This is a genomic window from Moorena sp. SIO3I6 (assembly GCF_010672095.1).
Window position 1 is genome coordinate 1 of the sequence record NZ_JAAHHU010000143.1, and the last position, 13,566, is coordinate 13,566.

General features: G+C 44.5%; 15 protein-coding genes, 1 tRNA gene and 1 pseudogene. 10 read left to right on the plus strand and 7 right to left on the minus strand.

The window, feature by feature from the left end:
* The coding region (locus tag F6K49_RS27785; protein WP_293101813.1) for a YceD family protein at positions 1-430 on the plus strand (430 nt) is incomplete at its 5' end.
* Positions 431-917: 487 nt separating this feature from the next.
* On the plus strand, positions 918-2,432 hold the full coding sequence (locus F6K49_RS27790; RefSeq protein WP_071105385.1) for an AAA family ATPase: 1,515 nt from the start codon (positions 918-920) through the stop codon (positions 2,430-2,432).
* Here F6K49_RS27790 and F6K49_RS27795 read toward each other — a convergent pair.
* Entirely contained in the window at positions 2,426-2,614 is a 189-nt protein-coding gene (locus F6K49_RS27795; protein ID WP_293101816.1) for a hypothetical protein, read from the minus strand. The two genes, F6K49_RS27790 and F6K49_RS27795, sit on opposite strands and share 7 nt — an antisense overlap.
* 53 nt (positions 2,615-2,667) lie before the next feature.
* On the opposite strand from F6K49_RS27795, the gene F6K49_RS27800 reads away from it, so the two are divergent.
* The 3 genes from F6K49_RS27800 (at position 2,668) to F6K49_RS27810 (ending at position 3,790) form a co-directional block, all read left to right on the plus strand.
* Complete coding sequence (locus tag F6K49_RS27800) at positions 2,668-2,931, plus strand: hypothetical protein (protein WP_293101819.1); 264 nt, start codon at positions 2,668-2,670, stop codon at positions 2,929-2,931.
* Between the two features lie 9 nt (positions 2,932-2,940).
* The gene (locus tag F6K49_RS27805) at positions 2,941-3,408 is read left to right on the plus strand and encodes an SH3 domain-containing protein (protein WP_293017278.1); all 468 of its coding nucleotides are present in this window, start codon (positions 2,941-2,943) and stop codon (positions 3,406-3,408) included.
* Positions 3,409-3,613: 205 nt separating this feature from the next.
* Entirely contained in the window at positions 3,614-3,790 is a 177-nt protein-coding gene (locus tag F6K49_RS27810; RefSeq protein WP_009148761.1) for a hypothetical protein, read from the plus strand.
* 49 nt (positions 3,791-3,839) lie between these two features.
* On the opposite strand, the gene F6K49_RS27815 is transcribed toward F6K49_RS27810, so the two are convergent.
* Positions 3,840-4,718 carry an SH3 domain-containing protein gene (locus F6K49_RS27815; protein WP_293101822.1) on the minus strand — a complete coding sequence of 293 codons (879 nt, stop codon included), beginning with the start codon at positions 4,716-4,718 and terminating at the stop codon, positions 3,840-3,842.
* 183 nt (positions 4,719-4,901) lie between these two features.
* On the opposite strand from F6K49_RS27815, the gene F6K49_RS27820 reads away from it, so the two are divergent.
* Entirely contained in the window at positions 4,902-6,089 is a 1,188-nt protein-coding gene (locus F6K49_RS27820; protein ID WP_293069219.1) for a peptidoglycan-binding protein, read from the plus strand.
* A gap of 207 nt (positions 6,090-6,296) precedes the next feature.
* On the opposite strand, the gene sigC is transcribed toward F6K49_RS27820, so the two are convergent.
* The 4 genes from sigC to lipA form a co-directional block, all read right to left on the minus strand.
* Positions 6,297-7,547: an RNA polymerase sigma factor SigC gene (sigC, locus tag F6K49_RS27825; RefSeq protein WP_293017275.1), complete on the minus strand. Its 1,251-nt coding sequence runs from the start codon at positions 7,545-7,547 to the stop codon at positions 6,297-6,299.
* A 966-nt stretch (positions 7,548-8,513) separates the two neighbouring features.
* Positions 8,514-9,425, minus strand: a complete 912-nt coding sequence (locus F6K49_RS27830; RefSeq protein ID WP_293017274.1) for an NAD(P)H-dependent glycerol-3-phosphate dehydrogenase — start codon at positions 9,423-9,425, stop codon at positions 8,514-8,516.
* Between the two features lie 3 nt (positions 9,426-9,428).
* Positions 9,429-9,584 (minus strand): hypothetical protein, encoded by a 156-nt coding sequence (locus F6K49_RS27835; RefSeq protein WP_158069695.1) that lies wholly within the window; start codon positions 9,582-9,584, stop codon positions 9,429-9,431.
* Positions 9,585-9,592: 8 nt separating this feature from the next.
* Positions 9,593-10,462, minus strand: coding sequence for a lipoyl synthase (lipA, locus tag F6K49_RS27840; protein WP_293069216.1), 870 nt, complete (start codon positions 10,460-10,462; stop codon positions 9,593-9,595).
* Positions 10,463-10,593: 131 nt separating this feature from the next.
* Between lipA and F6K49_RS27845 the strand changes: the two genes are divergently transcribed.
* Positions 10,594-10,667 (plus strand) — tRNA-Pro (locus F6K49_RS27845).
* Positions 10,668-10,846: 179 nt separating this feature from the next.
* Here F6K49_RS27845 and tsaD read toward each other — a convergent pair.
* Positions 10,847-11,893, minus strand: a complete 1,047-nt coding sequence (gene tsaD, locus F6K49_RS27850; RefSeq protein WP_293101827.1) for a tRNA (adenosine(37)-N6)-threonylcarbamoyltransferase complex transferase subunit TsaD — start codon at positions 11,891-11,893, stop codon at positions 10,847-10,849.
* 151 nt (positions 11,894-12,044) lie between these two features.
* Between tsaD and F6K49_RS27855 the strand changes: the two genes are divergently transcribed.
* From F6K49_RS27855 to purH, 3 genes and pseudogenes are all read left to right on the plus strand, one after another.
* The gene (locus F6K49_RS27855) at positions 12,045-12,539 is read left to right on the plus strand and encodes a Photosystem I reaction center subunit III (protein ID WP_293101830.1); all 495 of its coding nucleotides are present in this window, start codon (positions 12,045-12,047) and stop codon (positions 12,537-12,539) included.
* 162 nt (positions 12,540-12,701) lie between these two features.
* The gene (gene psaJ / locus F6K49_RS27860) at positions 12,702-12,827 is read left to right on the plus strand and encodes a photosystem I reaction center subunit IX (protein ID WP_071105376.1); all 126 of its coding nucleotides are present in this window, start codon (positions 12,702-12,704) and stop codon (positions 12,825-12,827) included.
* A gap of 290 nt (positions 12,828-13,117) precedes the next feature.
* A pseudogene (gene purH, locus F6K49_RS27865) lies at positions 13,118-13,566 on the plus strand (bifunctional phosphoribosylaminoimidazolecarboxamide formyltransferase/IMP cyclohydrolase); the annotation flags it as partial.

Genomic DNA, 13,566 nt, shown 5'->3' on the forward strand with positions numbered 1-13,566 from the left:
GACACTGACCCCAGTTCGAGGTCAAGTGCAAGTGGCTCATCAAGGAAATTACCTGGAGGTCTGTGCTCAAGCAGAAACGATCATTACCTTGACTTGTCACCGCTGCTTAAAACAGTACAACCACCGCCTAAGCATCGATACATCCGAATTAGTTTGGTTAGCTTCCTCAGCTGACCAACTGTCGGATGTATCCCTAGAGCAGGAGATAACTTGGGATGATTTACAAGAAACCCTTCCAGCTCAGGGGTATTTTTATCCAGACACTTGGTTATACGAACAACTATGTCTGGCAATTCCGCCACGGCAGCTGTGTGACCAAGAATGTATAGGTATCCAGATTAAGAATAACAGTGAAGCAGAGTTACGGGATCAACTACGGGATCAACGTTGGGGGGCTCTAGAATCCCTGAAGAGAAAACTTCCTGGATAGTGAGTTGCCTGGTAGTATAATGCTGAAGGGGAAATTGGTCAGGGAGTTACTAGCAGCAGAGCCTTTATCCAAGTTTATTGGAAATAAAAAATGCTATGTTTAAGGTTTAAATATTTATTTATAGCATTAACTTTTTGAGTAATTGGCTCCTATATAGGAATTCTATATCCCATAAGGTATAAATTGATCCCCCTAAATCCCCCTTAATAAGGGGGACTTTGAGGTTGCAAAGCTTACCTCATAACTGCGAGAAACGCTATATAAAAATCCATGTAGGAATTGTCATAATTTTTGATGGCATATTCCCGTCTTAATGCAGTCGCTCATGGGGGAAACCACGGCAAAGCACGACTGGGGGAAACCCCCTTTGGCCGCTTAGGTGCGCTTGACCCGTAATTTAATTCGCCACGGGTTCCTACTCCCTGCTCCCTACTCCCTGCTCCCTACTCCCTGTTCCCTATTCCCTGTTCCCTGTTCCCTTTGCTATATGAATTTCAATGACGAGTTTGAGCTTCTGCTACGTGCTCGCTATCCTTTGTTATATATTCCCACTCTAGAAGAAGAGCGAGTAGAAACAGCGATCAAGCAATCCGCTAAACGTTTGGGTAATCGTGGTGTCTATATCTGGGATTTTGTGGATGGTTACCAAGGAAATCCTAATGATATCGGCTTTGGACGCCGCAATCCCTTACAAGCCTTAGAATTTGTAGATAGAATTGGCGAAAGTGCTGCTGCCATCTTTGTATTAAGAGATTTTCACCGATTCTTAGAAGATGTATCAGTTGCTCGTAAACTCAGAAATCTGGCACGTACCCTCAAATCCCAGCCTAAGAATATAGTTATCGTTACCCCCCAAGTGTCCGTCCCCTCGGATTTAACCGAAGTGCTGACAGTGCTGGAATTCCCCTTACCAACCGCATCGGAAATTAAAGCTGAGGTGAAACGTTTGTTGGGGGCAACGGGTCAAAATCTGACTGAAAAAATCATTGATGAGCTGGTGCGCTCGGCTCTTGGTCTTTCCTTAGAAAGAATTCGTCGGGTCCTAGCTCGTGGGATTGCCTCTAATAATGCCATCCAACCTTCAGATGTGGAACTAATTTTAGAAGAAAAGCGTCAATCCATTAGGCAAACCCAAATCCTAGAGTTCTACCCAACCCAAGAAAAAATTTCAGACATAGGTGGCTTAGACAACCTCAAAGACTGGCTACTGCGACGAGGTGGAGCATTTACAGAACAGGCCCGACAATACGGCTTACCCCATCCTCGTGGTTTACTATTAGTGGGGATTCAAGGAACTGGGAAATCGTTAACTGCAAAAGCGATCGCAAACCACTGGCACCTACCCCTGCTACGTTTAGATGTCGGTCGTCTATTTGGTGGCTTAGTAGGGGAATCAGAATCCCGTACTCGGCAGATGATTCAGCTAGCCGAAGCTCTCGCTCCCTGCATCCTCTGGATTGATGAAATTGACAAAGCCTTCTCTGGTCTATCCTCTAAAGGGGATGCAGGCACAACCAGTCGTGTCTTTGGTACCTTTATTAGCTGGTTAGCTGAGAAGAAATCCCCAGTATTTGTGGTAGCTACTGCCAACAATATCCAAGCCTTACCCCCAGAAATGCTCCGCAAGGGTCGATTTGACGAAATCTTTTTTGTTGGTTTGCCCAACCAGGAAGAACGTCGTGCTATTTTCGATCTACACCTATCCCGGCTGCGACCTCATAATCTTAAGAGTTACGCTTTAGACCGATTAGCCTACGAAACCCCTGATTTTTCTGGGGCAGAAATTGAGCAGACCCTGATCGAAGCCATGCACATCGGCTTTAGCCAAAACCGAGACTTCACTACAGATGATATTCTCGAAGCCGCTAGCCAAATTATCCCCTTAGCACGGACAGCCCAAGAGCAAATCCAATTCTTACAGGATTGGGCAGCTGCCGGAAAAGCTCGCATGGCTTCTCGCAATACCCCCTTAAATGATCGAATTCAGCGCCAACTTCAGTAAGTAATCATAATATAGCAGTTCTCAATTGGGTGAGAAACTTCATCTTTGGTTAATGGCAGTAGGGAGTAGGGAGTAGGGAGTAGGGAGTAGGGAGTAGGGAGTAGGGAGTAGGGAGTAGGGAGTAGGGCTAATAAAATTGACTTGACCTGATAAGTAGGATCGACGCTATCGATTAATGTCAACTAGATTAATTTAGAATTTTATCATTAACTGTTGCTAGAACAATCTGTTAACCTTGGCCAATAGGCCACGCTACGCGAACAACCTGTTAACCTTGGCCAAAAGGCCACGCTACGCGAACAACCTTCAACCTTCAACCTTGGCCAAAAGGCCACGCTACGCGAACAACCTGTTAACCTTGGCCAAAAGGCCACGCTACGCGAACAACCTGTTAACCTTGGCCAAAAGGCCACGCTACGCGAACAACCTTTCAACCTTCAACCTAACCACCTCCAACCTTAAACTTTTCAACCTTTCAACCTTCAACCTTTATCTTTAATAGCTTCCCATGAGTCTGTCCAAGATAGCTCAGTTTATCATTGGTTTTATTCTCGGCATTGCCATCTTAACAGGTGCTGCTGTTGGTACAGTGTATTACTTCTTTACTAAACTAGCAGCTGAGCCTGAAAAACCTGTCTTTGCTGAGGAGCGACCCAAGACCTCACCATCACCAAAAGCTCAGCCCACCAGTTCATCTGGGGAGTCTAAACCAGCAACTACTCCCAAACCCATTCCTAGTCCTAGTCCTTTACCAAAACTAGAACCGGGTGCTTATCGAGCCAGTGTTACCTGGCCACAGGGGTTGATTCTGAGGGACTCCCCTAGCCTGAACGCTCAACGCATTGGTGGTATTGGCTACAATCAGACCCTGATCATCCTCGGATACAGTGATGATAAGCGATGGCAGAGAGTACGCTTGCCTGGTAGTGACCAAAAAGGTTGGGTTAAAGCAGGTAATGTCAAAAAAATAGACTAATCAATAGATTAATAGTTTGGAGCAACAGTCCACACTTAACAAGTCTGGTTATTGTTAAGAAAATTAGCTAAATATTAATCTTGATTGCGATATTGCCGATCTAGCTTTAACGCCAGAATCCAGAATGATAAGGTTATGAAACTAACTTTTAACACCACCAAAAAAGTTAAATTTCTACCTAACTGAATTTCTGGCTAACAGGTTTATGTACAATAAAAATACAAATAAAGATCTTTTGGGTGCTGCTGTGACTGCTGCTTTGGGTGCAGGGATTGTCACTTCCTTTGCTGTCAGCCAAGGTCAACACCCAATGATTGCTATAGGAATTACTGCTATGGCTGGCTTAGTTGGTGCCTTGTTACATCAGGCTGACTTGGTATAAATAAAAGTCCTATAATAAGTAATTAACAACTTGCTAATTCAGTAGTGGGCTAATTGGAACAAACCACAAGATTCTGATCACCGTTACGAGGAAACCCGTTAGACATCCATCCATTAACAGGATAAGTTATTCTTGCCCACTCGCGCCCTTGGGAGTCCTGGAAAAATTGCTCTTGAGGGGAACGGTTGATCAGTGTTACTTCCACTCCATAGGAGACAAGACCCAGTCGGGAAGAGTTAATATCCGGTTGTCTACGGACAGCTATACCATCATTACCTTTATATATAACTTCGCGACAGAGAGATTGTCTTTGATTAGTGCTTACTCTTAATGTCTGCTGACAGAACTTGAGATCTTTAGCTCGGACAAATCCAGGAACGGGGGAGTTGATCGCTATCCAACCATTTTTCCTAACCTTGTTTTCGGCCAGAATAACTTCTTCATCAGGCTCTAAGGTTCTGATTGGTTCGATTGATGGCTGTTTGTAGATAAACATTGACTTAGCAGCTTGGCGGCAGAGAGATTGTGTTTGAGTAGGGCGTACTCCTCCTGTCCCCGGACAGAACTTCAGATCTTGGGCTTGGACAAATCCATTAATGGGGAATTTGATCGCGATCCAACCATCTTTGCTAACCTTGTTTTCGGCCAGAATAACTTGTTCATTAAGGTCTAAGGTTCTAATTGGGTTAGAGGTTGATCGCTGTTTGTAGATAAACATTGACTCAGCAGCGGCGCGACATTCACCCATCAATTCCTGAGCCAGTTGAAATTTCCCTTGAGTCTGGGCTTGGGTTGGTGTTGCCGATGGTATGGTGTTGGCGGAATTGGTGCTGGGAATTACGGTAGCCCTAGCGTCTACTCCCCCTAAACTGCTCAAAACTAAAGCTAGCAGGGGGAAAAACGTACTCCAGTGACGAATAGTGGTCATGAGTTAAAACTATTGCGTTATGGTAAAAGAGGAGAATTGCTCTGTTTTGGTAAGAGTCTTGCTCTATAACTACATGCTTTACTATCGGATTACGTAAAATTTCTGAGATTCTCTTGTCCGAAACATTACCAATGGTCTACTGTGATTTGTTAAACTAACGGTAACAGTTTCCTTGGAAGAATCATGGAGACCCTTGCCTATCTTCATCTTGCCTTAAGCGAAGAAGAACTTGCAGATACTCCTGCGGTTTTGACGGAGTCGAATCAAACATTTTTTCAGTGGCTGAAGGAGTATAAGCTAGTTACTCACCATCGGATTTATTTACTGTTGCTAGTTGCCACACTTAGCATTGTGGGGATGGCAGAAGAAGCCCTAGCCCAAAGGGTGCTGCGGGAAGGTCGTAGGGGAGCCGATGTAACAGAGGTTCAGCGTCGTTTACGAGAACTTGGGTATTTCAATCGGCAACCAACTGGCTATTTTGGTTCAATTACTAAAAATGCTGTGATTCGGTTCCAACGAGACAAGGGGCTTCCTGCTGATGGGGAAGTCGGACCACGAACCAGAGCAACACTCTTTCCATCGCAAACCAGAGTAGCACCATCCCGTAGGAATCTTAATCAATCTGGACTCAGACGAGGGTCTCGTGGATCAGCGGTTACGGAAGTGCAGCGACAGTTAAGAGAACTGAGGTATTTCAATGCCGACCCAACCGGTTACTTTGGTCCAGTTACAGAACAAGCAGTGATTCGATTCCAAACAGACTATGGTCTCAGGGCGGATGGGATTGTGGGATCACAAACTAGAGCAGAACTATCTAATGCATTAGTTACTCAATCACAACCGTTTCGATTCCTGCCTGGGGAGATGCCTCTTCCTCCTGCTGACTTTAGCAGTCAAGAACCGATAGCATTTGGTACTCCTATCCGTAGCAGTGAACTACGACCAGGCGATCGTGGTCCAGAGGTAAAACGGCTTCAGCAAGCGTTGAGATCTCGGGGGTTTAATCCCGGTCCGGTTGATGGGAGATATGGCGAACAAACTGAGGATGCAGTGTTTAAATTTCAGATACGTAATAATAATCTACTTCCAACCGGGATAGCTGATTTACAAACCCTGCAAGCATTGGGATTTATTGATATCAATCCTGAAACTGAGAAGAATCGCTATGTGGTGGTGATCCCGATTCATAATGATAAAGTACTAAATCAGATCAAGCTAAGTAGTGGAATTATATCAGACGATGATATTATATCTGAGGACAATCGAGGCCGTTATTTTAATGCTGGAGCCTTTTCTAGCCGTAGTGAGGCCGAAAGTCTTTCCTATGAATTGCGATCGCAAGGATTTGATGCCCGGGTAGCCTATTTTTAAGTCAGCTCAAGTCCACTAACAAAGAAATAGATCGGGGTGCTCCCTCAGGTATTTAACCTCAGGTATTTATAAATACAATAAATTTTCAATAACTAGAACTCTAGGACAAGGGATAGCTAGGGTGATAGCTAGGATAGGATTGGCAAGAAGCCCACACTTCCCTAATAGGTAAGTTATAGGTAAGTGTGGGAATATGTCACCAAGGGATTAGCTCAAAGCTTCCAGATAATCCCGAACTCGGTTACGGCGCTTGGGTTGCCGCAACTTTTGTAAAGCCTTAGCTTCAATTTGGCGTACCCGCTCCCGAGATAAATCCAAAGCGCGACCAATCTCAGCTAGAGAGTAAGGCTGGTTATCTCCCAAGCCAAACCGCATCCGAATCACATCCCGTTCACGGTTGGTTAGATCGGCTAGGAGTTGCTGTAAATCCCGTTGTAAGGCTTCTCGCATCAACACTTCTTCTGGAGAGGTTTCCTCAGTTTCGAGTAAATCTCCCAGTTCGGTGTCTCGTTCCTTACCAACTTTAATTTCCAAAGAAACAGAGCGAGGTACTCGTAGTAATACTTCTCGTACCTGAGCCGGAGTCATCTCTAATTCCACAGCAATATCATCAATGGTTGCTGTGCGGCCACGTTCCTGGGAAATCTTCCGTTGGGCTTTTTTGATTTTATTGAGCTTTTCAGTAATGTGAACTGGCAGGCGAATAGTACGGCTTTGAGTAGCGATCGCCCTGGTGATTCCTTGACGGATCCACCAGTAAGCATAGGTGCTAAATCGGTAGCCTTTGGTCGGGTCAAATTTCTCAACCGCTCGCTCTAATCCCAGAGTTCCTTCCTGAATTAAGTCTAGAAGTTCCAAGCCACGGTTTTGATACTTTTTCGCTACTGACACTACCAGACGTAGGTTAGCTTTGATCATGTGTTCCTTAGCTTGGAGCCCCTCAGCTTGTACCTGCTCTAGCTCTTTGAATGTCAGTTCGGCTAACTCTGCCCAACGCAGTTTTCCAGCTGACATACTCGGCTTAAGTTGAGAAACGTCAATTCCTGCAGCCGTTGCCCACCGTTCCAAGGAAGGACGGTGACCTAACTGGGACGCTAGACGATCATGGGTTTCAATCAGGTGGACAAAGCGCTCCATGACTTTATCTTCGGATATAGCCGACTTATTGCGCAGCCGTAGTAGTTTCATGTAGCGCTGAACTTTTTGAGCTTCCGAGACTTCCTCATCTCGCCTCAGTAGACGAACCCGACCAATTTCCTGGAGATATAACCGAACTAGGTCGGTGGTGCGACGGGTGCTATTTTTAGTTAAGCTAGCCGCGTCTGCACCCTCAATCTCCACATCAACTAAGTCATCCACTGATCCTTCCCCATCGTCCCTTGGGCCATTAAGCTCAAAGCTATAGGCAGAAGTCTCGTGATCTAATTCTGTGTCGGCATAGAAAGGAGTGGCTGGCATAATGATCTCTCGATTACAACCAGTGACAACACGGAATTGTGTTTGTCACACTTAGTACTAGAATTCCCACCCATGATGACCGGAGAAACAGTTACTAAAATAAATTTTTTCCGGCAAGACTTACCGGTTATCCCTGGTAGCCCTTATTAGTATCCGTAGCTAACGGTTCACCCGATGTCTCCACCCAACCTTGCCCGTAAGGGCTGAAGGTTTATAGATGGCAAAAGGAACGGGATTTCCTGATTTAAGCTATTGATTTGAGCTATTTTAGAAGTAACTCTATAGGTAAATAGAGACCTTGGTCAAAAGCTGTATTAATCTACAGTGGGCATCATGGCGATTCCAGAAATATTCTCGCTAATTCAAGAAAAAATTTTATTTATGGGTATCAGGGACTAAGCAGTAGGCAAGCTACTTGCGGATATCCTCTGCTGGAATGGGTTTGAAGAAACAACGAACTTATGAATAAGTGCATACACATAGTTCAAAATTGCCAAATTATTGCCGAATTACCAGAGTTATGAAATATTATTGCCACCCAGCTATGTGGCCAGATTGGTAATGATATTACAAAACTTTATAAAACCTTACAAAAGATTACAATCTATTGATCCAGTCGCTTCAGCTCAAGCAGTGGCATGTCTCTAAAGATTCTATATTTTCAGGATGCCTAATAGACAACAGCAAAATGTCTCAATTTTTGTCTCAGTTTTTTGTCATAGACAACAGCAAAATGTCGCAGTTTTTTGTCTGAGTTTTCCTGTCTGAGTTTTAAAGCAGGCGAGCTTCCGGAGCAGGAGAGCTTTCGCAGTCAGGGAGCAAGGGTAATATCAAGTCAGGTTGAATACCCATAATTAGAGGGAGGGTGGGGAGATGGGGAGATGGGGAGATGGGGAGATGGGGAGATGGGGATATTTTTATTAAGGGTAATTATCCCGACATGATATAACAACTCAGTCAGGTTCCTTACTCTGGCTTAGTATCTCGTAGCATTAGAGCTTCAACAGCAGCTTGGGGGGTAATCTCCCCTTGGAGCAATCGATGGACTTGATAAGTAATGGGTACTGAAATTCTTTTGAGCTTAGCTCGTTCCATCACAACCTTTGTAGTGTTGACCCCTTCTGCTGTTCCCTCCAAGTTGGCGAGAATATCTGCAAGTTTCTGACCCTGAGCGAGCTGATAACCAACTTGATAATTGCGACTGAGGCTACTACTACAGGTTGCCAGTAAATCTCCTAGTCCCGACAAACCGTAAAATGTTTCTACCTTAGCACCCCAATCTTCACCAATACGGATCATTTCTGTAAGTCCACGGGTTAGTAAAGCTGCTTTGGCATTTGTTCCTAGTTGTAAACCATCACAGGTTCCAGATGCGATCGCCATCACATTTTTCAGGGTACCCCCTAGTTCTACACCGAGGGGGTCTCGATTGGTGTAAACTCTGAAATTTGGCGAAGAAAACGCCTGTTGTAGTATCTGAGTTGCTTTTACATCTGTGCTAGCTACTACTGTAGCGGCTGGGAGTCCTTGTTTAATTTCTTTGGAGAGATTAGGACCTGATAGCACGACTACAGGATTGTTGGGAAATTCAGCTTGCCAGATTTGGGAGGGAGTACGGGTGGTTTGCAAATCTAACCCCTTAGTCGCTGTGACCAATATCACCTCAGGAGATACTGATAACCCCTTTAGCTGTTGCGCTACAGAATTTACCCCCGACATGGAAACAGCAGAAAGGATAATACTGCTAGATTCTATGGCATCTGCTAATTTTGTCTGACTCCGACGGGACCACAAACAAACCTGATGACCGTTTTGAGAGGCTAGGCTATTGAGGGCTGTACCCCAAACACCAGCTCCGATTATAGTTATTTTGGTCATTTGTTATTTGTTATTGCAGTTCTCAATTAGGTGAGGTGCTTTCGCCCTGGGGAGTAGGGAGTAGGGAGTAGGGAGTAGGGGTAAGAACATTGAATTTACCTGATCAGTATAAGAAACGCTTTCTTGGTTAGTTGTTAGTTTCAATTGTTTTGCAACCATGAAAGCGTTCATCGGGGATACCGCTGCATTAATTCTCGAACTTGCTCGGCATGATAGGAACTGCGGGTGAGGGGAGAGGAAACAACTTGCAGGAAACCGAGGGATTCACCATACTCTTTCCAGGTATCAAATTGTTTAGGGGTTATGAATTCAGAAATTTTTAGGTGTTTTTGAGTGGGTTGAAGATACTGACCAATAGTTAAGATGTCGCAGTTTACTTGCCTTAAATCCGCCATGACTTGCCGGACTTCCGCATCAGTTTCTCCTAAACCTACCATTATACCAGATTTGCTGTAAACCGATGGAGCCAAGTTTCGCGTCCGCATCAGTAATTCAAGGGAACGCTGATAATCCCCTTGAGGCCGTACTTTCCGATAGAGTCGGGGTACTGTTTCTGTATTGTGATTGAGGACTTCCGGTTTAGCTTGAAGAATTGTTTCGAGGGCATCCCAGTTCCCGCACAAGTCTGGGATTAAAACCTCAATAGTGGTATGAGGTGAGACCAGGCGAATGGCTTCAATGCACTGTACAAACTGGGAAGCTCCACCATCGGGTAAATCATCCCGGTTGACAGAGGTAATAACTACATGATTTAAACCCATGCGCTGCAAGGCTTCTGCTAGCCGTGTGGGTTCAGTGGAGTCAAGGGCTTTGGGTTTTTTCTCAAAGTCAATATCGCAGTAGGGACAAGCACGGGTACAGGCTGGTCCCATAATTAAAAAGGTGGCAGTACCAGCATTGAAGCACTCTCCGATATTGGGACAAGAGGCTTCTTCACAGACAGTATTGAGATCCAAATCTCTTAAGGTTTCTTTAATATTGCCGACACGCTGCCATTGGGGCGCTTTGACTCGCAACCATTCTGGTTTAACTACCACTCTTGGTTATACTCCAACTATATATATATATAAATTTAAGTTACGTTACTTTAATCTTGATCCTAACAAGCTAGGGGCGGATTGCCCCTAAGGCATGATAAAATAGATGAAATCTTAAATTATGACTTTATCGGGATGTAGCGCAGTTTGGTAGCGCACTTCGTTCGGGACGAAGGGGTCGCAGGTTCAAATCCTGTCATCCCGATTGTACTTGTGCAATAACTTTAAAAGTTAGCAGGTTAGAGGTTAGCAGGTTACAGGTTAGCAGGTTCTTCAACCTTGGCCTTTCGGCCACGCGATCGCGTTCAACCTTCAACCTCTTAAACCTTCAACCTCTTAAACCTTCAACCTCTTAAACCTTCAACCTCTTAAACCTTCAACCTCTTAAACCTCTGAATAAAGTTCCATCACCTTAGTGATAGGCATTCGCGATCGCACCCCCAAAGTTAAAGGGGAAGTATGTCCTTGATTTAAATGGTCAGTTGCGGCACAGCCAATCATTGCGCCATTATCGGTACAAAACTTCAGGGGAGGGAAAATAACTCGCAAATTATGCTCAGTTGCTGCAGCTTGCAACTGTTGTCTCAATCGACTATTAGCAGCCACCCCACCCCCAACCGCAATCGTGTCCAGACCATAGTCGAGAGCACAAGCAATGGTACGCTTGGTAAGCGATCGCACTACGGTTTCCTGAAAGCTGGCAGCAATGTCGGTCACTGGAATTTCTGAGTGTTCCTGCTCGAATTTTTGCACCAACCTTAGCACCGCTGTCTTCAAGCCGCTAAAACTGGAGTCATAGGGATGATAACCACCACTAGCAAGGGAAATCTTACCTTCTGGCAAGGGAAAGGCTTTGGGATTGCCCTCTCGTGCTAACTTATCTATAGCTGGTCCTCCGGGATAGCCTAACTTTAATAATCGTGCTACCTTATCAAAGGCTTCACCGGCAGCATCATCACGGGTTGCGCCCAGTATCTCATAGCTACCACAGGTTTTGACATAAATTAAGCTAGTGTGACCACCAGACACCAACAGACTCAAAAATGGTGGTTCTAGTTCTGGCTCACTGAGATAGGTGGCGTAAATATGACCTTCTAGATGATGGACACCCAGAAACGGCTTGTGGTGGACAATGGCCAGAGTTTTGGCAGCTGTGACCCCCACTAGTAGAGAGCCCACTAAGCCGGGAGCGCAGGTAGCAGCAATTCCATCAATTGCGCCCCAGTCCAGTTGAGCTGCTTCTAGGGCTTGCGCGATCGCATGATTGATGGTTTCTAGATGGCTACGGGATGCTACCTCTGGCACCACACCGCCATACTGCCGATGCATAGGAATTTGGGAAGTAACGATATTGCTACAACATTTACGATTTTTAACAATCGCCACAGCTGTTTCATCACAACTGGTTTCTATTGCTAAAACACAAGCCATTCACCAATGACCTTTATTGAAACACTACTTTTAGTTAATTAAACTTTACTAGATACACGGCTCAGAGTAAGATTGCCTGAGTGTACAAATAATTTGATCTTTTGGTTTGTACAAAAAACTTTTTGTTTCTTAACAAAAGGAGACACTTTCTATGCGACGATTGTTAGCTTTAATTTTTGCCGTCTGTCTGTGGTTTTGCGCCATCAGCCCAGCCTCTGCTTCTTTGGATCATCTCACCCCTTGTAGTGAGTCTGCTGCATTCCAAGCCCGGAAGGCTGAATTCCTAAACACTACAGCTAACCCCAATTCCGGGGCGAACCGATTTGAGCGGTATTCTCAAGCACTTTGTGGTGATGAGGGATATCCTCACTTGATTGTGGATGGTCGTTTCTCCCATATGGGTGACTTCCTCATTCCTAGCTTACTCTTCCTCTATATCACTGGCTGGATTGGCTGGGCAGGTCGCAGCTATCTACAAGCGATTCAAAAGGGTAAGAACCCAGAAGACAAAGAAGTCATCATTGATGTCCCCTTGGCAGTTAGTAAGATGCTAATGGCTGCCTCATGGCCTTTGTTAGCATTCAAAGAAATCACCACTGGTGAAATGTTTGCTAAAGATGATGAGATTCCTGTCTCACCACGCTAGCAATCATACTTAGACTCGCTCGCGGGAACGCTTTTAGCACTGAAAAGTTAGCTAAAAACTACTGCCGTTCTCGCTAATCAAATTTTCGCGCTTTATAGACAGGGCATTATCTTGATGTGCCAAGATGTCTTGAAATAGTTATCGATTTTAGGAGAATGTTCCATGCAGGATTTAGTTAAGTATTTGTCCCTAGCACCAGTGTTATTGGCTCTTTGGATGACCGTTACGGCTGGAATTTTGATTGAATTTAACCGCTTTTTCCCTGATCTACTTTTCCATCCGTTGTAATTAGGAAGAATGGGTAAAAGATGGAAATAATTCATTCGGTATTGGTAGGTAAGCTAATTAAATATAAGTACCTACTTAGTTCGCTGAATTATTTAAATTTACCCTAAAAAACCTCTTGACAATTTAAAAAAAAATTCAGAGTGCAGAATCCATAATCCAGAAGTAAGGTGGAATATTTCTGAACTATTTCTGAATTATTAAGTTGCTGAATCCTGAATTTAGCAACTAATAATTCTGCATTCTGAATTGAGAATTAAGAATTCGGTTGACTTTTTGTAAAATTGTTTGAAATGGCAAATCTGGCACTGCTGAGTGTATCTGACAAAACTGGACTAATCGACTTTGCCCGTCAGCTAGTAGAAGAATTGGAATTTGATTTAATCAGCAGTGGCGGAACGGCTAAAGCCTTGCAATCAGAAGGTTTGCCGGTAACGAAAGTGTCTGATTACACTGGCTTTCCAGAAATTTTAGGTGGCAGGGTCAAAACCCTACATCCACGAATTCATGGTGGAATTTTGGGAAGGCGAGATTTGCCCGAAGATGTGGCAGAAATGGAGACAAACCAGATTCGTCCCATTGATTTGGTGGTGGTGAATCTCTATCCATTTGAAGAGACTGTTGCTAAACCGGACGTGAGTTTAGCAGAAGCAATTGAAACTATCGATATCGGTGGTCCAACACTGCTGAGGGCAGCTGCGAAAAACTATGCTCACCTGACAGTGCTGTGTAATCCCAGTCA